General features: G+C 48.8%; 16 protein-coding genes and 2 pseudogenes. 14 read left to right on the top strand and 4 right to left on the bottom strand.

The window, feature by feature from the left end:
• Positions 1-83 precede the first annotated feature (83 nt).
• A complete protein-coding gene (locus CZ379_RS05515) occupies positions 84-908 on the top strand; it encodes a GNAT family N-acetyltransferase (RefSeq protein WP_110934245.1) in 825 nt (274 codons plus the stop codon).
• Between the two features lie 259 nt (positions 909-1,167).
• On the opposite strand, the gene CZ379_RS05520 is transcribed toward CZ379_RS05515, so the two are convergent.
• Positions 1,168-1,803, bottom strand: a complete 636-nt coding sequence (locus CZ379_RS05520; RefSeq protein ID WP_110930748.1) for a polymorphic toxin type 44 domain-containing protein — start codon at positions 1,801-1,803, stop codon at positions 1,168-1,170.
• 637 nt (positions 1,804-2,440) lie between these two features.
• Between CZ379_RS05520 and CZ379_RS05530 the strand changes: the two genes are divergently transcribed.
• A complete protein-coding gene (locus tag CZ379_RS05530) occupies positions 2,441-7,681 on the top strand; it encodes a bacterial Ig-like domain-containing protein (RefSeq protein ID WP_199925480.1) in 5,241 nt (1,746 codons plus the stop codon).
• An 82-nt stretch (positions 7,682-7,763) separates the two neighbouring features.
• Positions 7,764-8,234 (top strand): SRPBCC family protein, encoded by a 471-nt coding sequence (locus tag CZ379_RS05535; protein WP_110930751.1) that lies wholly within the window; start codon positions 7,764-7,766, stop codon positions 8,232-8,234.
• A gap of 181 nt (positions 8,235-8,415) precedes the next feature.
• Here the strand turns inward: CZ379_RS05535 and CZ379_RS05540 are convergent.
• Positions 8,416-9,621, bottom strand: a pseudogene (locus CZ379_RS05540) (IS4 family transposase); the annotation flags it as partial.
• Positions 9,622-10,040: 419 nt separating this feature from the next.
• Here CZ379_RS05540 and CZ379_RS05545 point away from each other — a divergent pair.
• The 3 genes from CZ379_RS05545 to CZ379_RS05555 all read left to right on the top strand — a co-directional run bounded on the left by CZ379_RS05545 (position 10,041) and on the right by CZ379_RS05555 (position 13,816).
• Positions 10,041-10,655, top strand: a complete 615-nt coding sequence (locus CZ379_RS05545) for a class I SAM-dependent methyltransferase (protein ID WP_110930752.1) — start codon at positions 10,041-10,043, stop codon at positions 10,653-10,655.
• A 190-nt stretch (positions 10,656-10,845) separates the two neighbouring features.
• On the top strand, positions 10,846-11,652 hold the full coding sequence (locus tag CZ379_RS05550; protein ID WP_110930753.1) for a MerR family transcriptional regulator: 807 nt from the start codon (positions 10,846-10,848) through the stop codon (positions 11,650-11,652).
• Between the two features lie 193 nt (positions 11,653-11,845).
• A complete protein-coding gene (locus CZ379_RS05555; protein ID WP_110930754.1) occupies positions 11,846-13,816 on the top strand; it encodes an FAD-dependent oxidoreductase in 1,971 nt (656 codons plus the stop codon).
• A 49-nt stretch (positions 13,817-13,865) separates the two neighbouring features.
• On the opposite strand, the gene CZ379_RS05560 is transcribed toward CZ379_RS05555, so the two are convergent.
• Positions 13,866-14,504 (bottom strand): polysaccharide deacetylase family protein, encoded by a 639-nt coding sequence (locus CZ379_RS05560; RefSeq protein WP_110930755.1) that lies wholly within the window; start codon positions 14,502-14,504, stop codon positions 13,866-13,868.
• Positions 14,505-14,676: 172 nt separating this feature from the next.
• Between CZ379_RS05560 and CZ379_RS05565 the strand changes: the two genes are divergently transcribed.
• From CZ379_RS05565 to CZ379_RS05600, 8 genes are all read left to right on the top strand, one after another.
• Positions 14,677-16,245 carry a response regulator gene (locus tag CZ379_RS05565; protein WP_110930756.1) on the top strand — a complete coding sequence of 523 codons (1,569 nt, stop codon included), beginning with the start codon at positions 14,677-14,679 and terminating at the stop codon, positions 16,243-16,245.
• Positions 16,238-18,034 (top strand): cache domain-containing sensor histidine kinase, encoded by a 1,797-nt coding sequence (locus CZ379_RS05570; RefSeq protein WP_110930757.1) that lies wholly within the window; start codon positions 16,238-16,240, stop codon positions 18,032-18,034. The genes CZ379_RS05565 and CZ379_RS05570 overlap by 8 nt, the downstream gene beginning before the upstream one ends.
• A gap of 17 nt (positions 18,035-18,051) precedes the next feature.
• The gene (locus tag CZ379_RS05575) at positions 18,052-19,593 is read left to right on the top strand and encodes a response regulator transcription factor (protein ID WP_234404828.1); all 1,542 of its coding nucleotides are present in this window, start codon (positions 18,052-18,054) and stop codon (positions 19,591-19,593) included.
• 133 nt (positions 19,594-19,726) lie between these two features.
• Positions 19,727-21,418, top strand: coding sequence for an extracellular solute-binding protein (locus CZ379_RS05580; RefSeq protein ID WP_110930758.1), 1,692 nt, complete (start codon positions 19,727-19,729; stop codon positions 21,416-21,418).
• A 77-nt stretch (positions 21,419-21,495) separates the two neighbouring features.
• Positions 21,496-22,455 (top strand): ABC transporter permease, encoded by a 960-nt coding sequence (locus CZ379_RS05585; protein WP_110930759.1) that lies wholly within the window; start codon positions 21,496-21,498, stop codon positions 22,453-22,455.
• A gap of 2 nt (positions 22,456-22,457) precedes the next feature.
• Complete coding sequence (locus tag CZ379_RS05590; protein WP_407668698.1) at positions 22,458-23,417, top strand: carbohydrate ABC transporter permease; 960 nt, start codon at positions 22,458-22,460, stop codon at positions 23,415-23,417.
• Positions 23,418-23,501: 84 nt separating this feature from the next.
• Positions 23,502-24,500, top strand: a complete 999-nt coding sequence (locus tag CZ379_RS05595; RefSeq protein WP_110934248.1) for an endo-1,4-beta-xylanase — start codon at positions 23,502-23,504, stop codon at positions 24,498-24,500.
• A gap of 119 nt (positions 24,501-24,619) precedes the next feature.
• The gene (locus CZ379_RS05600; protein ID WP_110930760.1) at positions 24,620-25,639 is read left to right on the top strand and encodes an SDR family oxidoreductase; all 1,020 of its coding nucleotides are present in this window, start codon (positions 24,620-24,622) and stop codon (positions 25,637-25,639) included.
• A 91-nt stretch (positions 25,640-25,730) separates the two neighbouring features.
• On the opposite strand, the pseudogene CZ379_RS05605 reads toward CZ379_RS05600, so the two are convergent.
• Positions 25,731-26,000 (bottom strand): annotated as a pseudogene (locus CZ379_RS05605) (iron chelate uptake ABC transporter family permease subunit); the annotation flags it as partial.
• Positions 26,001-26,075: the final 75 nt, after the last annotated feature.

Below are 26,075 nucleotides of genomic sequence, written 5' to 3' on the forward strand. Positions count from 1 at the left end.
TGTGGTATCTTTGTTATATATATTTTAGTAATATATTAAATTTATTCATTGCATTGATGAGTGGTAAACTGCTCAAAAGCGGGATGTTTGAGACAGTTGGCGCAGGGGATCGCGTTCTACATGGCAAGCTGTTTATGGCGGAGGAGGTTCCGAATAATTTACTGCATTTAATTTGTGAATCAAACGATGCATTACGCCTAAAATCAGTAGATGACACGATGATCTTTGCCCAGACGAAGGGGTTTAACGCTTGGTTGTGGCTGGCGAAGGAAGTGACCAAGTCGCGAAGAGAAGTTCTATTTAGGCAACTTATAGACGATCATCCGGCGCTTGATTTACCTGGCGTAACAGGAGAGCCGTGGACGGCGGAGTATTTCGCCCAAATGTATTCGGAGGCCAGACGTATTCACTACGAGTCCTATATGGTGATGGAGTCGTATTATTGCCCTGAGGTTAAGAAGCCGATAGGTGTAATCGGCGAAATGCGCCGGGCTTGGCAGCAGGACGTGGATGTTGTGGCGGATTTTCTGGTCGGATTCTCTCAGTGGGCCTTTGAGGTAGAGGTGACTAAAGAGAGTCAAATTCCGGCAGCGGAGCGCATGATCGGAACAGGAAATTTGTATCTGTGGTGTGTAGATGACCATACAGTTTCTATGGCCAATATTGCCCATCGCTCCCCTAGACATGCTCGAATTAATTCCGTATACACCCCCGTAGCGCATCGTAAGAAGGGTTATGCCAGCGCCGTTGTTGCTGAGGTATGCTCCCTTCTTCGCTCGGAGAATCTGGTGCCGATGTTATATGCGGATTTAAAGAACCCGGATTCGAATAAGGTGTATCGAAGCGTGGGGTTCATTGAGGGCGGGAAAATTGCTGATTTTAAATTTAAGGATACATGGATCAACTGATCTACTTGTCTTGTTTTGAGACAATGGTGTTTCAACGCAGGTTAACCCGCAACTGCAATCTTAGTTGACCACTGCTGAATAAGCTGAAGTTGCCGAACAACAGGTTGCCGAAGGTTAGTTTTAATGGAGCATGACAGGTTAGGGCTAGTGCGGATAAAATGTTAAAGGATGTAAGGAAGGGTGAGAAAATTGTATCGCAAGAAAGTACTCCCTATGAGAACACTCAAGGGAGTACTTAACTATTTCTGTATGTGAAATATTATCTAATCGGGGATAGTTCCTCATTATTTTTAATTTTTTCAGAGACTGCTTGCACTCTTTTTCTGATTTCCTGTTTTTCTTGGTCAGTAAGTGTATCAATAAGTGCTTTTGTTTCGTCCGTAAGTCTAAAAGTATAGGGATTCGGTAAATTTTTATTAGTCCAGTAATTAAAACCTCTTTGTATAGCTGCCTGATCAGTTGGGTCATCAAAAAAAGTAGCGTACCACTTTAGTTGTGATGTTCCCGCATAAATTTGTACTGCACCAGCTGCGCTTTTTAATAATAACTCAGAAAACCCTGCAGCCCTGCCGACATATGCATAATGAATATTGCCGAAGTCTTCACCTGTTGTAACTAAACCATTAAATTTGTATTTTGCAGAATAACCATAAGTAGTTTTATAATCCCAATCACCGCCTGGCTTTACATGTTCAGCAAACTCAAAGCCCGTACCAAATGGATATGTGCCAAAGTCCCTTTGTTCTGTATACGCAAAGTAGGCTATATATGCGGCGTTATCTCTCATATGTTTGGAAAAGTCATATGTCATATCATCAATTGGTTCTGCAAGTGGACGAATCTCAGCAAATACTTGCGATGAAATACTAAATACTAATAGTAAAGATAATAACATAAATATTCCCTTTCTTTTTAAAATTTAAAAAACCCCCCTAATTTTGGTAATACATAAACATTACCATATTGATGGAATAAATACTATAATATACTATTAATATTCATTAATTGTTTGTCTATTTCATAGAGGGAGGGGTAAATTATTAAAAAAATTGGTCTGATCCTACTGCTGCTATCTCTATTGAATTGGCTTGTATTTTTAATATCCTTTTCTAATAGAGGCGCCTTTATGCGGCTCGAAGATATTTTTGGAAGTGATATATTTTCGATACTGCTTATCTTTTCAACAATCATTTTTATTTTATGTATTTTTGACTTTTATAGGTTTAATAAAGGGAGACACCTTGTTAGGGCGATTACCACAGTTATATTAAATGTATTGTTAATCATTTGGCTGCTATTTATCACTTTCATTGGTCATTTATCGGTATAGGTATTGCTGAAGGCCGCACTCGCCTCCTCGGAGGGGGTGTGGTTTTTTTCTGCCGGGATATCCCAATTTTAGGGCGACAAATCGATGGAATTAGTATAGAATCATAAATTAGGTAGGAGAGATAAATTTACTAAATAAGTTTAGTCACGGGAGAGCAGACCGCAGCATGACCCAAATTTTGAACAAAGGAGAGTATGACGATTTGAGAAAACTACAACGGTATTTGGCTGTAATCGTATCATGTTTGCTTGTTTTTTCTTCTTTTCCTTTGGCGGTTGATGCAGAAGAGGGGGGCGCTCCATCTCCTAGTATAATCGGCATTGCAAGTGATTGGCAGGGCAGCGTCTTCGGCGATGTGGGCGGAGACGACAAAATTACGCCTGCAAACTTTGAAATTACAGAGAACCCGGGGGGCGAGGTAACGCTAAGGAGTTCGAATGACAGGGGCAAAATTTCGAGCAGCACTGAAGGGATTGCTTACTACTTCAAGGAAGTGGCGCCCGATGCCGACTTTGAGCTGACGGCTACGGCGCAGGTAGATGCCTGGACGGCTAATAATCAGGTGTCATTCGGTCTGATGCTTCGCGGCAATGTACTGGATAACGAGAGTGCAAGTACATTTACCGGGAATTACGTTGCCGCGGGTGCTTTGGATCAAAAAATGAAAGCGCTTCATAAATCGCAAGGGGGTAGTCTGCAGAAGACGGAGGGCTTTGCCTCAGCCAGTTCTCCCGCCCCGGGCGAGGAATACCGGCTTAGCATTAAGAAATCAGGCAGCCTTTACGTCGTAAAGGTCGGCGACGAATCGGAAGCCATCTCGGATTTTACGGGGGATATTCGCTATGCCGGGTTGTATACAGCCCGGAATACGACCGTGACCTTTAAAGACATAAAGCTAAGCGTCGAGGGTACGGTGGAGCTCGGGGATTGGCAGTTCAGCGCCTTCGGCGGCAATACGAGCGATACCAAGAATCCGCCGCCCCTGGAACAAAGCGAAACTTCAGCAACGCTGGCAACGTACGGCGGTAAAATAGCCAGCGGCGATGAGGGCATGTCCTTTTACTTCAAAGAGCTGCCGGCTGAGGCGAACTTCGAGTTGAGGGCAAAGGCCAGGGTGATCTCGTTCAATAGCGACAGCAGCATTAGCACGCCGAACCAGAAGTCGTTCGGACTAATGCTTAGAGATGGCGTGGGGGCCCATGGCGATGCCGGGACGGCGACTTCGAACTATGTGGCCATCGGCCCATTGGATACGGTAATGAAAGGCTTCTTCAAGAGAGAGGGCGTTCAAACGAAACTGAATCAGCTGTCTGACATTCATGCGCCTGCTGCAGGTGAAATATATGATTTGCGCATTAAGAAATCGGGAGCGACCTACTTGCTAAGCGTCAATCAAGAGAGCGAGACATTGATGCTGGAGAATATGTTTACGGATACGCTCTTCGCGGGAGTATATGCCGCCAGGGATGCGGCGGTTGCCTTCAGTGACATCCAATTTCGTGTAGAGAACAGAACGGTGAGCGCCCTATCCGCCGATTCCAGCGCTATGGCGAAGACATCTTATTTAGTTGGAGAAAGTCTAGATTTAACGGGGCTTATGGTCAGGGCACAATACTCCGACGGCAGTGAAGAGGAGCTGCTGCCGAGTGAGTATATTGTTACGGGTTTTGATAGCAGCAAGGTAGGGCCAATCGAGATTACGATCCATTACAGCGGTGCAACAGCTAGGGTTCCGTTGCAAATTGCTCCGCTAACGGTGACTTCGTTAGCGGTCAAATACTACCCGGCTAAAACGGTTTACTATTTGGAGGACATTTTTGATCCGGAAGGCCTTGTCGTCCGGGCAGAATACAATAACGGCTTCAAGACGGCGGAGCTAACGAGTGATCAGTACTCGTTATCTATTGAAGGGCAGCAGGTTACGGAGCAGTCGCCGTATACGTTTAGACAGCCGGGAAGCGTGGAGGTGGCAATCATGTCCGAGGAAACACCGGGACTGATGGCGACTTTTGATGTGACGGTGAAGGCGGCAATTCTTACAGAGCTGGAGGTCAGGCAGCAACCGGAGCAAACGGTTTATTTTATCGGCGATGCATTGGATCTGGACGGGCTATTGCTGTACGCCAAGTATAGCGACGGCTCGGAAGTGCGGCTGATGAGGGGCGAATATTCGGCATCCTTCCTAGATACCGCCACTCCCGGGGAGAAGCAGGTTACTCTGCAGCACAAAGGGTTGACGGCTTCTTTTTCGGTGACGGTGAAAGTCAAAGAGCTGGTAGGGATCGAAGTGACGAATTACCCGAAGACGACATTTGATCGCGGTGATGCCTTTGAACATGCTGGATTAAAGGTTTCGAAGGTGTTCGACAACGGTGATCGGGAGGAACTGACGGACTTTACGCTCGATACCTCTCGGTTCGACGGACAGACGGCGGGAGCCTATGAAATTGATGTGATTCCAGCGGATACGTCGATCAGTCCGATTACGTATAAGGTGACAGTACGGGAGGAGTTGGCGCCGGAGTGGAAGTTCACAAATTTTGGTCAATCCACTTCGGCTAAGAACAATTATGCCACGATCCATGCAGACGGTTCGATCGAGCTAGTGGCTGCGGACGGCGGGAAAGTTACCGGAGATCACGATGGTATTACGTACTACTACACCGAACTGGATGCGGCCAAGGACAACTTCGTGTTGTCGGCGGACATTCAGGTCGTATCCTATGCAAAAAATCCGCATGATGGCCAAGAGTCGTTCGGTCTGATGGCGCGGGACGCCATCGGGGTGCAGGGCAACACCAGCGTGTTTGCCTCCAACATTGCGGCCGTTGGCGGATATAGCGGCGGGACGAGGGATGATAACGGCACGCAATTGTTCGTGCATACAGGCGTTGAGACGTCAGATGGTGCAGGCAGCCAGGGAATTCAAAAGATCATGCTGAAAAACGAGCGCCCAGCGGTGGGCAATACCCATCCGGCAGCGCCGTACCGCCTAACGCTTGCAAAGACGAACAGCGGCTTTACGGGCAAGCTGAACGACGGCCAAGAGGAGATTATTTTTACGCCGGATATTTTAAATGTGCAGGATTCCAAAATGTATGTCGGCTTCTATACGGCACGGGTCGCGACCATTGTCGTCAGCAACGTGGATCTGACTGTGACTGCTGCCGATACGGATGCGCCGAGAGTACTGCCGCCAGCCGAGCCGGTGGAGCCGCGTCTCGACGTCCTTTCCTTGGAGAAGACGCCGGAAACCGAATATGAGCTGGTGCTGCGATCAAATGTGGATGGCACGGTTATGGTGAAGCAAGGTCATGCGGTGATCCTGCAGGATGCCGCTGCAATCGCCGGACAGCGTCTTACGATCCCGGCTGTGCTGTCAGCTCAGGGTGACACGAATTTCAGTATTGTTCTTGTGCCGGATGATACGCAGAAATTAACCTCTTATGACAAAATTGTCCGGAATTTCAGCGTGACGAAGAAGGAATATGCAGCCGGAGAAGATATCATCGTGTCGCCGAACGGAACGAGCGGCGGCGACGGAACGGCTGAGCGTCCGCTCGATATCGATACGGCGATCAATTACGTGAAAGCGGGTCAGCGCATTGTGCTGCAGGACGGCCGTTATGTGCGCAGCTCCAAAATCGAAATCAAGAAGTATAATGACGGCAAGCCCGACGCGATGAAATATTTGGCAGCAGCGGATGGAGCAAGGCCGGTGATCGATTTTGATAAGAAATCGGAGGGCGTTGTGCTGAGCGGGAACTACTGGCATGTTCTGGGGCTGGACTTCACCCGTTCTGCAGGCAATACCAAAGGCTTCACCGTAGGGGGGAGCCACAACATCGTGGAGAACAGCAGGTTCTATGCGAACGGAGATACGGGGCTCCAAATCAGCCGCACGGATACGAGCGCCCAGGAGTTAGCGGAATGGCCGTCGTACAACCTGATTCTCAACAGTACGGCGTTTGATAATCGAGATCCGTCCGACAACAATGCCGACGGCTTCGCCGCGAAGCTGACATCAGGCGTCGGAAATGTGTTCCGGGGCTGCTTGTCCCATAACAATATTGACGATGGCTGGGATTTGTACGCGAAGGCGGGAACTGGCGCGATCGGCGCAGTGTTGATTGAGAACAGCGCTGCGTTCAATAATGGGTTTTTGACCGATGGCACGGTCGGCGCGGGAGATAAGAACGGCTTCAAGCTGGGCGGGGAGGGCATTCACGTTCTGCATGAAATCCGCGATTCCATCGCCTTCGGCAACGGAGCTTACGGCTTTACCAGCAACAGCAATCCTGGTGTCATTGCTATTAACAACATCGGCTTCAACAATGACGGAGGGAATTTGAGCTTTACGACATATTCGCACATTACGCCGGACTTTACGATCGACGGATTCCTGTCCTATCGGACGGCCGATATAGCCAAGGACAACTATCCGGCAGCGCTGGCCGCAGACAATAATTTTATGTTTGACGGCAAAGTCTCTAAGAACAAATCAGGCAAGACGTTGACAGACGCCCAATTTGCAAGCCTTGCTCCGGTCGTTAGTTATGAACGGGATATCGAAGGCAATGTGATCTGGGGCGACTTCTTGAAATTCATCGGCTTCCAGGAGCCGGGCAATCCCGGGGGAGGCGGCCCAGGTGGAGGAGATTCCGGGGGCGGCGGCTCTGACGGAGGCAACTCCGGTGGTGGCAATCCAAGCAGCGGCAACCCTAGCGGCGGCAGCTCCAGCGGGGGGGCGAGCAGTGCAGGGAATGGGAGTACAGGAGCAGGAAGCACGGGAGACGTTGGAGGCATGAAGCCAGAGGATCATTCGGGCAAACCTTCGCCAGGGCAAGACATCGGTCATGGAGATAGCGGCAGCGACCCATCCATTCCGGCAAGGCCCGCCATTACGCTCATTGATACGGCGGGACATTGGGCGGAAGGCAGTATTCGGGAAGCCGTGGCCAGAGGATTCGTGAACGGTTACCCCGATGGATCATTCAAGCCGAACGGAGCAGTTACCCGCGCTGAATTCGCCGTCATGCTGGCGAAGGCGCTTCAACTGAGCGAAGATGCCGAAGCGGCTTTGGAGCTTAGCTTCACCGACCGCGAGAGCATCCGGCCGTGGGCGCAAAACGCTATAGTCCAAGCTCTGCAGGCGGGCATTATCCGCGGGTACGAGGACGGCAGCTTCCGTCCGGGCAAGGAGGTCACTCGCGCCGAGATGATGTCGATGCTCGCTAGAGCAGCGGGTATGAAGATGGACACGGGGAATGTAACCAGCTTCGCTGACGATGAGCAGATTCCGGCGTGGGCGAAAGGAGCGGTAGCCGCGATGCAAGAGCAGGGGCTTATAGCCGGTCGCGATGACAACCGCTTTGCGCCGCAAGAGACGGCGACTCGTGCTGAAGCGATAACGATTATTCTACGGTTGCTGGAGCGTCAATGAACCGAGCATAACAAGCGCACTGCGTTGTATAATATGGTTATTCCATGGCGGTAAGCAGCGCCGTTTGTGAGGAGGAATTTCATTGATAGCAGACATCCGGCAAGCCGATGAGGTCTATATTGCACGTTTTGAGCGGCGGCTTAAGCATCCCATCCAAGAAGTGTGGTCTTGGTTGACCGAGAACGACAAGCTGGCCGAATGGTTCCCGGAGCTTCGGATCGACGATCTCCGCGAAGGAGGGGCCGTTATATTTGATATGCAGGACGGAACATTCGAGGAACTCCGGATTATCGAGCTCCAACCAGGCTCTGTACTGGAATATGTCTGGGGCGAGGATCTTGTGCGTTTCGAGCTGTACCCTGAGTCTGAGGGATGCCATCTCGTTTTTATCGAGAAGCTGCATCAAATTACGGATCATACCCCCAAGGATCTTGCAGGCTGGCATGTATGTCTGGATGTTATCCAGAAATTAATGGACGGGCAGACGGTAGAAGCGCGCCATGAAGAGTGGAAGATATGGTACGAGAAATATACGCAGATGCTATTGAAATAGGAGGGGCTTACCCCCAATGTCATTAAGATAAGATCAAAGACAAGACCGGGAGTAAAACTGGAATGCAAAACGGCATGGGAAAAAGCCCTGTGCCGTTTGTTTTTTGGTTCAAGCAAGAAAAAAGCGTACAGCAAACAAAGCGGATAGACTATCCGCTTAAAAATTGTTCATGTGAACCGAATTATGCTACTCTGTAGACGAAGCTAACAACTGATTTATAGCGAATTTTACGCGTATTCTTCTGCCCTGGGCGAAGGGGTCGAATCGGTAAAATGTTTTTGCGAATCAGTGCTTCAACATCGGGCGGGGGTTCATCATCCCTTGAGCGCAGGAAATATCTACAAACGTGAACGGCGACTGTGAAGTTGACTTGGTAGGAGTGCCGTTTATCCATTTGCGAAATGACGACGTGCGAGGTCATCATTTCAGCGAAATTGTACATGATCATTCTTGCAAAAATCTCTTGGATGATGAACGCTTGCTTCTTTGCGTGAAAATGGGTCAGGCCAACGGTATATTTTAAGGCCCGGAAAGAGGTTTCAATGCCCCATCGTAAGTGATAAATAGACTTGAGTTCATCGGGTGGGAAATCAGCGGCAGATAGATTCGTTATGACGGTTTCATATGCACCATTGAATAGGACAAAACGAACAACCCGAAAGGAGATTGGGTAATACAAGTTCTCCTGTCGATCCAAAAAATCAAAGGTAGAAGCAGAAGGGACGAACTTGTAAATCTCAGGATGAGCTTTGACCTCTTTGGTTTGTTTTTTGGTGAGTGTCAGATGAATGTCGCGATCAAACTCTCCGCCAGAAGGCAAACGCAAGCCCGAAAGAATGCCATTGGAATCCAAATCCTTTACCCTTATGACATAATTCCACCCTTTGCGTTCCAAATGCGCGAAATTGTTGTAACTTTCATAACCCCGATCGGCAATCACAATGGTTTTGCCTTTGATGGGGGAACGGTCAACCATAGTCGCCAGCGCTCTTCCCTCGTTGCACAACCTTCGTGGCTGAACAAGAGCATCCACGTAAAGTCGGTTACACAGGTCATAGGCTGCATTCAAATGCAGCAGGTTATAGCCTTTCGTGTTTGGTTGGCTTTGAAAATAGGTTTCCCTGTCCGTAGGATCCGTTGTGATATGCAAATCCGAACCGTCAACAGCAAGTAATCGATACCCTCGGTAATCCTTGATATCCGTATACGATTGCGTAAATTCGTGGAACAAGAATTCCACAGCAGACGGCAGGATTTTATTCCTCTGCTGAACAAAAGCAGAAGTAGTTGCAGTGTTTACGTCATAGCCCTGCGATTCCAAGAGTTCCTTATATATACTGTTGCCGCCCATGGAGATCAGGAGTTGCATCACGGTATCAAAGGGTGACTTTTTCCTTCGAGTGAAGTCCTATTCCGGGTTTTTGACATAGGGTGCTGGCGCGGCTGACATTTCTCGGATGAGGGATGTCAGCGTTTCTTTTAGCGAATTCGCATACTCATTCATTGGCGAAACCTCCTCGTTTTTTCAAGGGGCTTCGCCACGCACTTCCATCCACTTGTCAAGTCCTTTTTTCTTTTGCATGCAAAAAAAGAGCGGGCCATCTTTTCGATAACCTGCTCTTTTCACGATATTTGGATCTGCGCCCTAACTTAATGACATTGGGCTTGCCCTTCCTTCTTTTTTGCGTATTTAACAACTTTTCGAAAGTTAGTGAGGAATCGTTGTAAGTCCAGAGCAGGTTGAGTATGATAGGGGATCACAGGACTATAACAATTATAACAATTTATCAAATGAGGAATTTATCTATGGCTGAAAGAAAATACGATCAATCGCTGCGGATTAGAACGGTTGGCATGAGGGAATGGCGGAATGGAACGGTGCGTTACCACCGGTACGAAGCAACGCCCTACAAGGCACTAGATAGGTTGTTTCAAGTGTATAAACTGAACGAGTCGGACAAAGTTGTAGATTTTGGGTGCGGGCGGGGCCGGGTGTCCTTTTATATTCATCATCGATTTCAAATTCCCGTAACGGGCATCGAGGTTCATGAGAAGACGTATGAGGAGGCTCTTCATAATAAGGGGAGCTACAGGCAGCAGACAGGGCATATCCACGCCCCGATCCGCCTAAAGTATGGGCTCGCGGAGCAGTATGAAATCAAAGAGACGGATAATACCTTTTATTTCTTCAACCCTTTTTCTATTGAGATCTTCAGGGAGGTCGTCGAGAATATTCTTCAATCCGTCCAGGAGAAGCCGCGCACGGTCGATATCATCCTTTACTATCCTGTTGCGGAGTATAAACAGTTCCTTCAGATGCATACCCCATTTAAACTAATCAATAAAGTAACCGTTCCTGGTGCGACGCAGAAGAAAGAGAAGTTTCTGATCTATCGCCTAAAAGACAATCAGACGGGCTAAGCTTTACTGGGGCCCATAAGAAAGATGGCATATGACCCGTTAAGGGTCATTTCTGTTTTGCCAAGAGCGAGCTGATCATTAACAGGTGATTATATTCACAATCTTTTTCGCCGAAACATTCTATCATGAACGTAAGCTGTGGCTGTGTTTCACCGGGAGTACGGGCTGGCTGCAGAGAGGAGGACTGCGTATGAAATATTCTATCGGTGAGTTTGCTTCGATGGTAGGCGTGACAACAGATACATTGAGGCTGTATGAGCGGCATGATATTATACGTCCATTGAAGAATAACCAGAACAATTACCGATTCTTTAATGATTTGGATGCTAGGGACTTGCTAATGAGCAGATGGTACCGCAGTATGCAAATTCCGCTGCATGAGGTTGCTTCCCTTATGAAAGAAGCTTCCTCCAACGAGATTATCGATAAGGTGGCCGAAGCGCGGGATCAACTGGAGATGGAGATAAAGAGGAGTACAATGCTCTTGAATAAAATGAATGAGATTCAAGCAGAGCTGGGGCAGATCAGAGAATCTATGTATCAATGTCAAATTAGGAAGCTGCCTGGGAGGTTTCGGATCAGGCAGACGTACAAGAATGATCTGTTGAAGAAGGAAGAATTAAAGTGCGTGGTGCAGGATTGGATGGAGAAGCTGCCCTACACTTATTATTCCTTCAAGATGGAAAATAAGGATCAAGCGATTGGATATGACGTTACAGATTATAGCTGGGGGCTTACATTGCTTGAAGAGGACAGTGTGCGGCTTAATGTGGTCATGAATGACAGCGTTGAGTACTTACCCCCGGCAACCTGCATATGTGCAGTCATTGTCAGATCTCAGGAAGAATTTATAAGCAGCGACTCTTTTCAGTTTATGCTGGATTACGTGGAGGAGCATGGATACTCGTTAGCTGGAGATATTACGGGCAAAATTTTGCTCAATGAGAAGCTGTCTGATCACAGCCGAACATATTTGGAGATATATATTCCGATTTAGCGATTGCTGGAGCGGACATAGTTCATATCTCGTGGATAAATCCCTGAGTTCATCGACTTTGATGGACTTTGGGATTTTTTTCACATATCCTCCATTGACCTTGGAGCAGCACCAATGTTTACAGTGGTATCGTATCTTTATCCCCGAAGACGGGACATTGAACAGGATTGAACAGAATAGGGGGAGAACACCAATGCGTCAAAAGACAGTCCACAAATTAACCATCATTGCGCTATGTTTCGTACTGATGCTGACGATTTTGAGCGGGTGCAGCGGTGATAATGCTGCCAAGCCTGCGGGATCGGAATCGTTGAATCAGGAGCAGGAGTCCAGTGCAACGGCAAGCTCTTTCAAACCGGGTACGTATACGGCGGAAGCGGAGGGGAAGGACGGGAAAATCCAGGTTGAAGTTACCTTTGATGAGTCAGAGGAAATTACAGAAATTCGCATCGTAAGCCAGACGGAAACGGCTGGAATCGGCGATACCGCCATTGAGAGAGTCAAGGAACAAATCATAGCTGGGCAAACCCTGGCGGTGGATGCCGTCAGTGGAGCGACAGAAACGAGCAGTGCCCTGCTCAGTGCGGTAGAAAATGCCGTTAAGCAGGCGGGTGCGGATGTGGAAGCCTTTAAGGGAAGAGCGGTTCAAAAAGCCGGAGCTGGGAAGGTTGAGCAGTTAACGGCGGATGTGGCCGTAGTGGGTGCAGGGGCTTCCGGGGTATCGGCTGCCGTATCGGCCGCAGATCAAGGTGCGAAGGTCATCATTATCGAAAAGACCGCCACGATCGGCGGGGCGAGCAATTTATCCTGGGCCGGGAAGTTCTATAATTCCTCAGCTGCTGTGGAGAGTGGGCTGAAGGTGAATGTGGAACAGGAAATCGCCGACTGGATTGTGAACAATCATTGGCGGGTCGATGCGGCTGCAATTCGGCAGTATGTGACGAAGTCAGGCGACACGTATGATTGGTTGGCGGAAAAAGGATATAAGACGACCTTCCTGAATTTCGCCGGGGAGCAGCTTCATGTTCTGCCAGCCTATGAGACACGGCAGGAGACACTGAGGGCAATGCTGTCCGCCTCCGTTGAGAAGCAAGGCGGACAGGTGATCACGGAGACGACCGCCAAGCAGCTCATGACCGATGATAGCGGCCAGGTTGTAGGCGTGATCGCTGAGAAGGCTGACGGAACTACGCTGGAAATTAGCGCGAAGAGTGTCATTATGGCGACGGGTGGTTATGCGGCGAATAAGGAGATGGTGAAGGAGAGCTTCGGCTTTGAAGGCGTGAACGGCGGCCTTGGCCAGAACATCGGGGAAGGCTTGAAGATGGCATGGGAAGCAGGCGCGAAGGTACCGGATAACTTCGGTGGACAAATGCTGCACCAGACTCTGGCGCGGGCAACGGATACGTTGAAAACGCAATTTACGCCTTATGAAGCCAGTTATCCGCTAATGCTCACTTATTTGCCTAACTTTATGAATGTAGGCCCTTCGGGGGCTAGATTTAGAGATGAAGCAGCAACGCTTACTGCGGTAGCTGCTGCGAATACGAGCGCGTTTAATGGAGCTTATCATCTTGTGATCGTCTCGAAATCGCAGCTGGACGCACTTATGGACAAAGGGATGAACGGCGTTAACGCACCGAAGTTGCCGGGCATGCCGCCCGAGTTCTACGCTGCCTTCCAGGATCAGTTCACTTTGGACAATCCTTGGAGTAATGCTGATCAGGTTTTCGAAGCGATGGTGGAGAACGGGGATGGCTATAAAGGCAATACGATTGAGGAACTGGCTCAAAACGCTGGAATGGACAGGGATGTCCTGCTGGATGCATTCCATAAATATGAGGAAGCAGCGAAGAGCGGCGTGGATACCGAGTTCGGTAAAGCCAAAGAGTATTTGCTGCCGATGGGAGAACAAGGGCCATACTATGCGATTATCGCAGAAATCAATAATCTGGGCTCTGTTGGTGGACTATTGGTCAATACGAATTTCCAGGTTCTGAATGACAAGCGCGTGCCAGTCAAAGGCTTGTATGCGGTAGGTTTGGAATCGGAAGGTGTGCTGTTTAACGACACCTATGTCGGTAACGGTGTTGGAATCGGCTATTCGTTCACCTCGGGACGGCTTGGCGGGGAAAGCGCGGCAAAGAGTGCGCTAGCCCAATAGACTATAGCGAAAAGGGAGCTGCAAATGAATGCAGCTCCCTTTGGCTTCGCTAAACCTCTTTCCCGGATGATAATTTGATCAGATCGCTAACAGTAACCAATCTGTATCCCTCGGCAATCAGCTCTCCGACTAGAATCCGCACCGCTTCCACCGTTTGCGAGCGGTCGCCGAAGCCGTCGTGAAAGAGCAGCACGCTGCCGGGGGACAGGCTCTCCTTCGTCTTCTCGACAATATGGCGCACACCTGGCTGCTCCCAATCCATTGCCGCCCCGTTCACAGCTCCAATCAACGTATATCCCCGACTGGCAATAAACTCTTCCGCCTGCGCATTCGAGTCAAAATACGGCGGACGAAAGGTTAGCGGTTTGCTGCCAATCGTCTCCTGGATCAGGTTCTCCGTCCGGATGACCTCATCGGCGCATTCCTGCTCGCCGAGCTTCGATATGAAAGGATGTGTATAGGTATGGTTGCCGATTTCATGCCCTTCGCTATATACGGTTTTTGCAAGCTCGGGATACTGCTCGATCTGGTTTCCGATCATGAAGAAGGTCGCTTTCGCTGAGGTGCCGGATTGCCGAAATACATCCAGAATTTGTGGGGTATATATAGGGTTTGGGCCGTCATCAAAGGTGAATGCCACCACCTTCTCATCGGTTATGAACTTATGAATTACTGCTGAATTCGACATGCTACAAGCCTCCTTGTTCTTTGTGCGAACGAATCACATTTATTAATTCTGGATGTTTCTTTTTTAATCCTCCTTTGATAGAATCAGCTTACTTAAGTATCCTTCACCGCAGCCAAGATATTACAATTGATGAATGCGCTTTCATGATCATTGAACTGGGAGGCAGGTCAGTATGCTGAATGTATTGCTGGTAGATGATGAGCCCTGGGTTCTCGAAGGGCTGAAGACGATGATAGCTTGGGAAAAATACGGGTTTCATGTTTGCGGCGAAGCTTTGAGCGGGAGCGAGGCACTCCTGATGATACAGACTCAACGTCCTGAGCTGGTGATTACGGACATCAATATGCCCAACCTGAGCGGCCTTGAGCTGATCGAGCAGTGTAATCGATTGCTGCCGAAGCCGCCTAAATTCGTTGTGCTCAGCGGTTACGATGATTTTGCTTACGCTCGTTCAGCGATGCGACAGAAGGTTGCCGAATACTTGCTGAAGCCTATTGATGATGACGATATTAATACCTTGCTGATCAGGCTGAATGCAAGCATACAGGAGGATAGAGCCTCGGAGCAAAGACAGACGGAGCAGCAGCTGTTTGTCGTGAACAATTTTATCAACCGCTTGATCCAAGGCGAGTCCAGTGAGCGGCTGCGACAGCAGGCGGCGAGGATGATGGAAATGCAGGAGCAATCCGAATTGCAGTGCATTCTGCTGGATGCCATGCCAGCTCCTATGGACTTGAGCGCATGGGCCGCGGCGTATTTCCCTTTGGATAACGTTCACTCCTTCCAGGATCCCTCCGGCAGAACAGGCTTATTCGTTCAATCGAATTCCTGCTTGGACGGCAGGGTAGGAGAGGCCGCTTTGGAGCTGCATAGGCAGCTATCGGCACATTCTGGGCAGCCCGTCACAGTGGCCGTTAGCGGTAAAAGCAGCGGGATCGATAAGATTAGAGAGCTGTATAGGCAAGCAGACGAAGTGCTCAGAGCGAAGCGTGGTCAGGGAAGAAATGGACTATTCTACTTTTGCGGCGATCACCAGGGGCATACGAGGCATGAGGCGCACAAGGAGAAATTCGACCAACTGTTCGATGCGATCACTGGGGGAGAGTTGGAATCTATTGAGGCGTGCGTAAAGGAATTCATCGCTTCCTTTGCTTGCCGCCTATCTGAGATCGAGACGGCAAAGTCATATGTGGTGAATTTAGAGTGGATGCTTTGCGAGCGGGTTGCCGAACTCGGCGGAGATCCAGATATGCTGATGGCAGAGTTGCAGACGGAGCATGGGGCGCTGGGCGAGCTGGCAGATTATTTTCTCATGGAGCAATACGTGCGGCAGTTGTGCGTACGAGGAGTCTCCAAGTTAAGCAAATTAGAACGGGAGAACGAGTGTAATACGATATTCCATGTCATCCAGTACGTGGATCGGGAGTTTCGCAGCAAGCTCCAGCTTCAGGAACTGGCCCGGCAGTTTCACATGAATGCAACCTATTTGGGGCAAGTATTCAAGAAGAATACGGGGCAACCATTTAACGCCTACTTGAACGACAAGCGGATTGAAGAAGCCAAAAGATTACTGAAGCGAACCCAGATGAAAATCTCCGAGGTTGCCGTGCAGGTCGGTTACCCCAATACGGACTATTTTATAAATAAATTTAAGCTGAGTACAGGAATACTGCCCTCGGTATATAGGCAGGAAGATGGAATAAAGGCAGCTACCGAATCAGGAGGATTTACCGATGCCTGAAAGAAAGTTCAAGCTTCGAAAAATAGTAAATGATATTCCGCTGAATTATAAGTTTTTTCTCGTTTTTTTCATCGGTGTGCTTCTTCCCATCATACTCATGAATCTATTATTTATGGATCGCATGTCTCATTTGATCATGTCCAGAGAGGAACAGAACCTGGAGATTTCGCTAGAGCGTGCCAGGAAGGATATTCACGACTATCTTGATGGGGGCGTGGCGGTCAGCCATGCCTTAAGTCGGGATCGGACGCTGTATGAGATGCTGGATCAGGTGTATGAGGATCAGCTGGACTTCTACGTAGCCTTCGATGAGCAGCTTCGCCACCGGGTGACCAGCTACATGCCGGTGAACAACCAAATTCAGCGCATCACTATTTTTACGGATAATCAGTCCATCGTAAGCGGAGGAAACTATCAGGCTATTAACGAGGAAGTCATGAACAGTGACTGGTATAAGCTGTGGAAGAAATCGAATGAGCGCGTCATGGTGGCGGCGTACCAGGCGACGAATAGCAGCGACAAGGCTTATACATCTCCCTATTTGAGCGTTATCGAGAAGATGGATTACATAGATCATTTCGATACCTACGAGAAGCTGCTTAGAATCGATATTGATTTAAGCAAAATTTACGATGTGATCGTGCGGGAAAGGGATTATTTGAATCTTTACCTGGTTAATGAGCATAACCAGATTATTATGTCGTCAGAGAGCGGTTACCAGAGAGGCAGACTGGATCCGTATCCTATATTTCAATTGCCGAAGCAGTATAGCGAGGAAGATGTACATATGGTTTCGATTGGAACGGCCAAATATGTGAAGGGTTGGCGGTTGATCGGGCTCGCTGAGGGTACGCGAATTACAAAGGCAATGCTGGATATGCGATTATTCATCGGGGCAATGGCTGCTGCCGTGACTTTAACGGCTGCGCTGTTTATTTATGTCATGCTGAGATCCTACAATTACAGGGTTAAACGGCTATCCCGGCACATGCAGAAGGTGTCCAACGAGAAATTTGATTTGATTCAAATCGATGAGGGGCGCGACGAAATCGGCGGCTTAATCCGTAATTTCAATAGGATGACCACGAAGATCAATTCCCTGATTAATAACGTCTACAAGCTGGAGATCCAGAAGAAAAGCTTGGATATGGAGCGCGTCCGTGCGGAGCTGAATTTTATGCAAAGCCAAATGAATCCCCATTTCCTGTTCAACACGCTGAACGCGATTCTGGTCGTATGCACTAAGAATAACTATTCGGACGTGACTGACATTATCAAAAGCTTGTCCAAGCTGCTGCGCAGGCTGCTCAGCTGGAAGGAAGACGTTGTAACACTTGAGGAAGAGCTCATGTTCATTGAAATGTATTTGAAAATCGAGAAATTCCGGTTCCGGGAAAAGTTCGATTATCAATTCGAAATTGAAGAGGAGACGCTCTCGTATAAAATTCCAAAGATGAGCATTCAACCGCTTGTCGAGAACGCCTGCAAGCATGGCATTCAGATGATCGACGGACTGGGCATAGTGCGGATTAGCACCGCAATAAGAGATGGGCGTCTTCGCATTGTTATTGCGGATAACGGAAAGGGGATGGAGGCCGCCAAGTTGCGGGAGGTCATTCTCGCCGTGCGAAATGAGAACTCCTCGGGAACGAGCATCGGCATTCGCAATGTGTATCGGCGGCTAGAGCTGTATTACGATGACCAGGTTCGCTTTGATATCGCTAGCCAGCCTGGGCTGGGGACAGAGATAAGCTATGAAATCCCGCTTAGACTTCTTGATCACACATAGCCAAGGGGGCAGAGGCAATGATGACTTTTAAAGTGCTCTTGATCGACGATGAGCCCGGCGCGCTGGAAGGAATGCAGCTGTGGATCGATTGGGAGAGGATCGGGTTTACAGTTTGCGGAACCGGGAGCAACGGAGTAGAGGGGTTGCGGATGATCGAGGAGCTTCAGCCCGATTTAGTCGTTACCGATGTCAATATGCCGCTCATGGACGGGCTTGAAATGATAGCCGTCTGGCAGGAGGAGCATGGTCATCGCGTGCGGTTTGTTATTCTTAGTGGGTATAGCGAGTTTGAATATGCCCAGAGAGCGCTGCGTTATGGCGTAAATAATTATTTGCTGAAGCCGATCATTTCCGAAGAGGCCGAGGAGGAATTGGCTGAGATCTATGAGGAGCTGGTGCAGGAGACAGAGAAGCGGAGCTTCACTCAAATCGCCTCTTATGAGGAGATTGCCTCGCGGATCAAGGATATCCTGCATGAACTTCCTCTGGATCAGGCGGCAGCTAAGGTTCTAAATCGGGTATCGGAGCTCCGGGAGGCTTGGAATTTCTGCCTCGTACAGACGGAGCCGGCCTCTTTCGCCGAGCTGCGTGGGAAGGCCGCTGCCCTGCTGTATCAAGAAGAGGCGATGTATTTGATAGATTTAGACATGAACCGCTTCGGTATTGTGTACGGCTATGCTCCAGGCCAAGGTGTAGAGCATCCATTCTGCCGGATATTCCAAGAGCTGATGCGGCAATATTCCGGAACACGCGTATTTATGGCTGTCGGAGCCAATGCGAACACGCTGCTCCAAATCGGAGACAGCTACCAAACGGCTAGGGAAGCGATGGTTTATAAATTTTATGACTCAGGGTATGACCGTATTTTTCAATATGAACAGATTTCAAAGCGGCTCCTGAATTATCACTATGATCAGCTGCAGCTGGTGGAGGGAATTCTTGGGACGATTACGCTTCTGGATCAAGCTGCTTTCCAGGAGGCGATAGATTCGGCAGCCCGCAACTTTCGGGAGATGCTCGTTGCACCGGAAATCGTCAAGAAAGTCGTCATTCATATCATGTGCAAAATTATGGAATATTTGAAGGAGACGAGCGAGACGAAGGCCGAGCAGCTGCTTGAGAGATACGAGCTTCCCGGGCTATCGGATTCGGTATTTATTATGGACGATCTGATGGACCTGCTTCGATCATGCGGTATGGACGGGATCGAGCTGCTGATGATGGAGCAGTCCAGGCAGTCGCAGGGGATCGTGCAGGAAATTAATGAATATATTCGCGAGCATTATCGCGAGCGTATTACTCTAAAGAAGCTGGGCGAGATTTTCTATATGCATCCGGCTTATTTGGGGCAGCTGCTTCTGAAGAAGAATGGAATCAGCTTTAATGAGCTTGTACATAATTTGCGGATTGATGAAGCGGTGCGCTTGCTTAGCCAAAGCCAATTGAAGAACAGCGAAGTAGCGGAGCGTGTCGGTTACAGTCACTATGGCCAATTCTTCAAACAATTTGAAATCCGGATGAAGATGTCGCCTAATGAGTATAAAAACACCATGTTCTAATATTTTTAGGGTTAATGCTTTAATTGTGTTATAGTTCGGCGTTAACAGCGCTTCTAAAATAAAGATAAGTTACATGAAAGGGCTTACAAGTCTGCTTGTGTAGCTAAAAATTTTTGCGGAGGTGCTTTTTACAATGGGGGGTACATCTAAATCATTGTTTCGGTTAGGCACGATCCTACTGCTGTCGCTCAGCATTATTCTTGCGGGCTGCGGCGGCGGAGATGCCAAGTCGAATGGAAACAAAAATAATAATCCGGAACAGACAGCGACCGGGAATAATGACGGCAAGGTAGAGCCATTCGAAATCAGTATCTTTATCGGGGAAGCTGGCCAACAGCCGACGCCAGACAATAAGGTGTACAAGAAAATTAAAGATGAGCTGGGTGCCACGCTGAATTTCGAGTTCCTGGCAGGGGATATTGACCAGAAGCTCGGCGTAATGATTGCTGGATCAGACTATCCAGATATGATGACTGGAAATACGAAGCTGACGGCAGCCGGCGCTTACATACCGCTGGAGGATTTGATCGAGGAGCATGCTCCGAATCTGAAGAAGCACTATGCGGACTATTGGAACATGATGAAGGATCCAAATGACGGACATATCTATATCTTGCCTAACTATGGCGTGTTTAATGGTAAATTGGGCAGCAGTTGGTACGCCGGCCCGGCCTTCTGGATTCAAAAGGCGGTGCTTGAGGAATTTGGCTATCCGCAAGTGAAAACGCTGGACGAATATTTCGATTTGATCGCGAAGTATAAGGAGAAATATCCGACGATCGATGGAAGTCCGACGATCGGGTTCGAAATATTGAACTATGACTGGAGAAACTGGGGATTATTCAACGCACCGCAGCATTTGATCGGCCACCCGAACGATGGCGGGGTAGTCGTGAAGGACGGGGTAGCAGAAATTTTCGCGGATAAGGACTACGCGAAGCAGTATTACCAGAAGCTGAACGAAATAAACAGCCTAGGGTTGCTTGATAAAGAGGCCTTTGTGCAGAACTATGATCAGTATATGGCGAAGTTGTCCAATGGCACGGTACTAGGGATGTTCGACCAGCACTGGAACTTCCAGAGTGCAGAAGATTCTCTGACTACGCAAGGAAAGCTGGAAAGAACCTATGTCGGGCTGCCTCTAGTATATGATCAGAACACAAGGGATCATTACCGCGACCGCGCGCCGCTGAACCTGAATAACGGTTTTGGAATCAGCGTCAATGCCAAAGATCCAGTGAAAATCCTTAAACTCCTCGATACACTCATTACGGAAGATTGGCAGAAGATTCTGTCCTGGGGCTTTGAGGGAGAAGATTACATCGTCAATGAAGAAGGCCGTTTTATGAAAACCCAAGAGCAGCGGGATAATTTTACGGACGGAACCTGGAAGCTGGCCAACAAGGCCGATACATTCTTTAAATTTGCTCCGAAGATTGAGGGCAGCTTCAGCGATGGGAACGCTACGGATGCAGCTGCTCAGCCTGAAGAGTATAAGGCAGGTTTTAAAGAATACGACCGGAAGTTCCTGGAGGCTTATGGCTACGATTCATATGTCGACTTCTTCAGTGAGCCGCCTGAGAATGCTGTATCCTACCCAGCTTGGACGATCGATCTCGTCGAGGGCTCCGAAGCTAAAGTCGTGAACACGAAGCTGAATGATTTGTCGACGAAATACCTGCCGCGGGCGATTCTGGCCAAGCCAGGCGAATTTGAGGCGGTATGGAACGAATATACGTCAGAGGTCGGCAAGGTTAACGTGAAAGCTTACGAAGACCGCATCAATGAGCAAATCAAGTGGAGAATCGATAACTGGAGCAAGTAAGGGTTTGAGTTGACATCAGAAGTGGGGGGCGGCTTGCCTTCCACTTTCTGAAATAGCTTGTGGGGAGAGCAGCTAGCATGGATGAGACCTTACCGAAAAAGAGAGCCGTCCGAAATCAGAAAAAGAAAACGCCGATTACCTGGTCGCTGATCAAGAGTCAGCAGCAGTTAATATGGATGTCCGTTCCGTTAATGCTTTACATTATTCTGTTCGCTTATGTCCCGGTCTGGGGCTGGACGATGGCATTTCAAGACTATAAGCCAGCTCGCAGCTTTAGCGATCAGACCTGGGTAGGATTTAAGCATTTTAAGTTTCTATTTACGGATGACAGCTTTCTGAGAGTACTGCGAAATACACTTGGAATGAGTATTATCAATCTCATATTGGGCTTTACGACCGCTATTATTCTGGCATTGCTGCTGAATGAAATCAAGAAGGTGTTATGGAAAAGAACCGTGCAGACGATTTCGTACCTGCCGCACTTCTTGTCCTGGATCATCGTAACGGGAATTGTCGCAACTTCCCTGGCTTCTGACGGTATCGTGAACGATATATTAATGCGGCTACATATTATTGACGAACCAATTTTGTGGCTCAGTGAAGGGAAGTACTTCTGGGGCGTCGTTGGCGCTTCGCATGTGTGGAAGGAAGTCGGATGGAATACGATTATATATTTGGCCGCGATGGCGTCGATTGACCCTGCACTGTATGAAGCATCGGAAATTGACGGTGCAAACCGGTATAAAAAGATGCGTCATATCACGATTCCAGGTATTAAAGCAACGATCGTCATCTTGCTAATCATGAGCATCGGGCATATTTTGGAGGCCGGATTTGAAGTGCAATATTTACTTGGGAATGGGCTTGTCGTCGATTGGTCGGAGACTATTGATATATTTGTATTGAAATACGGTTTAGCTCAAGGCAACTATTCCTTAGCTACCGCCGGGGGAATCTTTAAGACAGTCGTCAGTGTAACCATGCTGTTCATAGCGAATTGGACTGCCAAGCGACTAGGGGAAGAGAGGCTGATATGAGTATGGGGAATCAACAGATCAGCCCGCAGCGCATGACAGGTGTTCCTAAAAAGAAAGGCTTGGGATTGGGACGAATTGAGCCGATTCTATTTAATACATTCAACACAATTTTTATGATTTGTCTCGTGATTGTGACCTTATATCCCTTCCTGAATACGATCGTGGTTTCGCTTAATGCGGGAAATGATACGATTCGAGGCGGAATCTATTTGTGGCCTAGGGAATGGACTTTGCAGAACTACAAGGCGGTCTTTGCCTCGGGAACGATTTACAATGCATTTTGGGTATCGGTAGCTAGAACTGTTCTATCCACGCTGCTCAATATATTTTTGACAACGATGCTGTCTTATACGCTGAGCCGCCGGGAATATGTTTTCCGCAAGCCGATTACGCTGGTATTTATTCTTACGATGTATTTTAGCGCGGGACTCATTCCTGGGTACTTCCTAATCAAGGAACTGCATTTGCTGAACAGCTTCTGGGTATACGTTCTTCCATCGATGATCAGTGCATTCAACATGATTGTGATCCGAACCTACATCGGGACGATTCCGGAGAGCTTGGTTGAATCGGCAAGGATTGACGGAGCCGGCGATTTCAAAATTTTTATTCGAATTATTTTTCCGCTATGTAAGCCGGTGCTGGCGACGATCGCCCTCTTTGTAGCGGTAGGAGCTTGGAACTCTTGGTTTGACGCATTTATTTATACCTCTTCCAAGCAAGAGCTGAGTACGCTGCAATACGAGCTGATGAAGCTGCTGTCCTCCAGTATGAATTCCAATAACAACCCTAACGTGGCAGCAGGGGCGGGAATGACGCAGGACACCGCTAAATCCTTGGTGACTCCGTTGTCGATTCGGGCTGCGGTGACTGTCGTGGCATCCGTGCCTATTCTTGTGGTGTATCCGTTTATGCAGAAGTACTTTGTCGTCGGGCTGAACGTAGGGAGTGTAAAGGAATAAACGGAATGACAGGGTAACGGAATAACGGGGTATGATGACCTGGATCGGATCAGTCAGGAGGAATTTAAATTGGGTAAGAGAAGTATGCGCACGGAAGCAGCGCTGAAGGATATTTTTGCAGATGATTTTCGGATCGGAGCTGCTGTGAATCCGCTGACCATACGGACACAGGAGGAACTGCTTGCTTATCATTTCAACAGCATTACAGCTGAGAATGAAATGAAGTTTGCCAGCCTGCAGCCGGAAGAGGAAGCATATTCGTTCGATGCAGCGGATCAATTAGTGGCATTCGCCCGGCGACACGGGATGGCGATGCGGGGGCATACCTTAGTGTGGCACAATCAGTCCACAGGCTGGCTATTTGAAGACAGACACGGCAATCCAGTGGATAAAGCAACTCTGCTTGGAAGGATTAGGTCGCATATCCAGACGGTAGTAGGCCGGTATAAGGATGATATTTATGCTTGGGATGTCGTAAACGAGGTTATTGCGGATGAGGGGGATCGGATGCTGCGGTCTTCGAAATGGCTGGATATTGCCGGCCCGGACTTTATTGCCCGGACATTTGAATATGCGCATGAGGCTGATCCGAATGCCCTGCTCTTCTATAATGATTACAACGAATCAAATCCAGGCAAACGCGATAAAATCTACACCTTGGTAAAGTCGCTGCTGGAGCAGGGTGTGCCCCTTCATGGCATTGGTCTTCAAGCACATTGGAATCTGTTCGATCCATCTCTAGACGACATTCGCACAGCGATAGAGAAGTATGCTTCCCTTGGCTTGCAGCTGCAGCTTACGGAGTTGGATATGTCGATGTTCCGTTTTGAGGACAAGCGTACGGATTTGGCAGAGCCTACGGAAGAGATGCTTGAGCTGCAGGCAGAACGCTATGAGGCCGTTTTCAAATTGCTGAGGGAATATCGTGAATCGATCAGTTCGGTCACCTTTTGGGGAGCGGCGGATGATTATACTTGGCTGGATGACTTTCCGGTACGTGGACGAAAAAACTGGCCATTCCTGTTTGATGGGCAGCATCATCCCAAACCAGCCTTTGATCGGATTGTAAAGGCGATAAAATAAGGAAAGGGGCTCGCTCTGAGCCCCTTTTCTTATTGCTCGTTAGCTTCAGAATGACTCATTGTCTTGGCGGCCAGCCCATGCTATCGTAAAGTAGGATGAACATTTTGCGGAGGTGGCATATGAAAGTACTATTTATCGGTGGAACGGGAACCATCAGCTCGGCAATTACGAAGCAATTGGCGGAAGTAGGTTGCGAGCTTTATTTGTTGAATCGGGGTACAAGAAATAGCGGCTTGCCGGCTAAAGTCAACGTCCTGCAGGCAGATATCAATGATGAAGATAAAGTGTCCAAGCTTATTGAGGATATGACCTTTGACGTCGTTGCCGATTTTATCGCCTTCCACCCGGAGCAGTTGGAGAGGGACTATCGGCTGTTCAATGGGAAAACAAAGCAGTTTATGTTTATTAGCTCGGCATCTGCTTACCAGACGCCTTTATCCGATTATAGGGTTACCGAGGGCACACCTCTTTCCAACCCTTATTGGGAATATTCCAGAAACAAAATCGCTTGTGAGGAATATTTGATGAAGCAGTACCGGGAGCACGGGTTCCCGATTACGATTGTAAGGCCAAGTCATACGTACTCCGAGCGCTCTATACCTCTGGGCGTACATGGGAGCAAGGGAAGCTGGCAGGTTGCTAAGCGGATGCTGGAGAACAAGCCTGTCATCATTCATGGCGACGGCACCTCCCTGTGGACAATGACGCATAATAGCGATTTTGCCAAGGGCTTCATAGGCTTGATGGGCAACATCCATGCGATCGGCGAGTCTGTTCATATCACGTCCGATGAGACGGTGACCTGGAATCAAATCTATGAGATGATCGCGGATGCTTTGGGCGTGAAGCTGAATGCGGTGCATGTGTCCTCCGAATTTTTGGCGGCTTGCGGTTCTGATGATCTGCGGGGCGGCCTACTGGGGGACAAAGCGAACTCGGTCGTGTTCGATAACTCCAAGCTGAAGCGGCTTGTTCCGGAGTTTGTAGCTACGACTCGGCTCGATCAAGGAATGAAGCAAACCGTTAAGCACATACTCGCTCATCCTGAGCTCCAGGTTGAGGATCCGGAATTTGATGCGTGGTGCGATAAGGTGATCGGTGCGCTGGAAAATGCGGCGAGGGCAGTGGCGGAGCAATAGAGCAATAGATCAATAGAGAAAAGGCTGCAGCAAATAAGCCCCCCCAAGCAGAAGGACGAGTCTTCTACCTGGGGGGGCTTCTACATTTGGGTTAGTTTTTTAACAGCAAATATACAAAGTAGGGAGCGCCGATCAAGGCGCACATGATGCCTGCCGGAATGCCGTCCGGCTGAACGATGTTGCGGCCGATGGTATCCGCCACGAGCAGCAGCCACCCGCCAATGAGAGTGGCGATCGGGATAAACAGCTGGTTCCGCGGCCCGATGAGGGCTTTGGCGATATGCGGAGCCATTAGGCCGATAAACGCAATCCCGCCCGCGACGGAGCCGGCGGATGCCGCCAGAGCTACGGCTGTTAATAGAGTCTGCAGGCTGGCTTCCACAAGCACTAACTACGAGTACAAACAACAACATGATAGGAATCCATAGCTTTTTCA

Origin of the sequence: Paenibacillus bouchesdurhonensis, from assembly GCF_900155685.1 — a bacterium.
In the GTDB taxonomy this organism is placed as follows: Bacteria; Bacillota; Bacilli; order Paenibacillales; family Paenibacillaceae; genus Fontibacillus; species Fontibacillus bouchesdurhonensis.

Coding starts and splice junctions, on each gene's coding strand:
- CZ379_RS05515 (WP_110934245.1), top strand. CDS start 84: ATGTTTGAGACAGTTGGCGCAGGGGATCGCGTTCTACATGGCAAGCTG.
- CZ379_RS05520 (WP_110930748.1), bottom strand. CDS start 1,803: ATGTTATTATCTTTACTATTAGTATTTAGTATTTCATCGCAAGTATTT.
- CZ379_RS05545 (WP_110930752.1), top strand. CDS start 10,041: ATGGCTGAAAGAAAATACGATCAATCGCTGCGGATTAGAACGGTTGGC.
- CZ379_RS05550 (WP_110930753.1), top strand. CDS start 10,846: ATGAAATATTCTATCGGTGAGTTTGCTTCGATGGTAGGCGTGACAACA.
- CZ379_RS05555 (WP_110930754.1), top strand. CDS start 11,846: ATGCGTCAAAAGACAGTCCACAAATTAACCATCATTGCGCTATGTTTC.
- CZ379_RS05560 (WP_110930755.1), bottom strand. CDS start 14,504: ATGTCGAATTCAGCAGTAATTCATAAGTTCATAACCGATGAGAAGGTG.
- CZ379_RS05565 (WP_110930756.1), top strand. CDS start 14,677: ATGCTGAATGTATTGCTGGTAGATGATGAGCCCTGGGTTCTCGAAGGG.
- CZ379_RS05570 (WP_110930757.1), top strand. CDS start 16,238: ATGCCTGAAAGAAAGTTCAAGCTTCGAAAAATAGTAAATGATATTCCG.
- CZ379_RS05575 (WP_234404828.1), top strand. CDS start 18,052: ATGATGACTTTTAAAGTGCTCTTGATCGACGATGAGCCCGGCGCGCTG.
- CZ379_RS05580 (WP_110930758.1), top strand. CDS start 19,727: ATGGGGGGTACATCTAAATCATTGTTTCGGTTAGGCACGATCCTACTG.
- CZ379_RS05585 (WP_110930759.1), top strand. CDS start 21,496: ATGGATGAGACCTTACCGAAAAAGAGAGCCGTCCGAAATCAGAAAAAG.
- CZ379_RS05590 (WP_407668698.1), top strand. CDS start 22,458: ATGGGGAATCAACAGATCAGCCCGCAGCGCATGACAGGTGTTCCTAAA.
- CZ379_RS05595 (WP_110934248.1), top strand. CDS start 23,502: ATGCGCACGGAAGCAGCGCTGAAGGATATTTTTGCAGATGATTTTCGG.
- CZ379_RS05600 (WP_110930760.1), top strand. CDS start 24,620: ATGAAAGTACTATTTATCGGTGGAACGGGAACCATCAGCTCGGCAATT.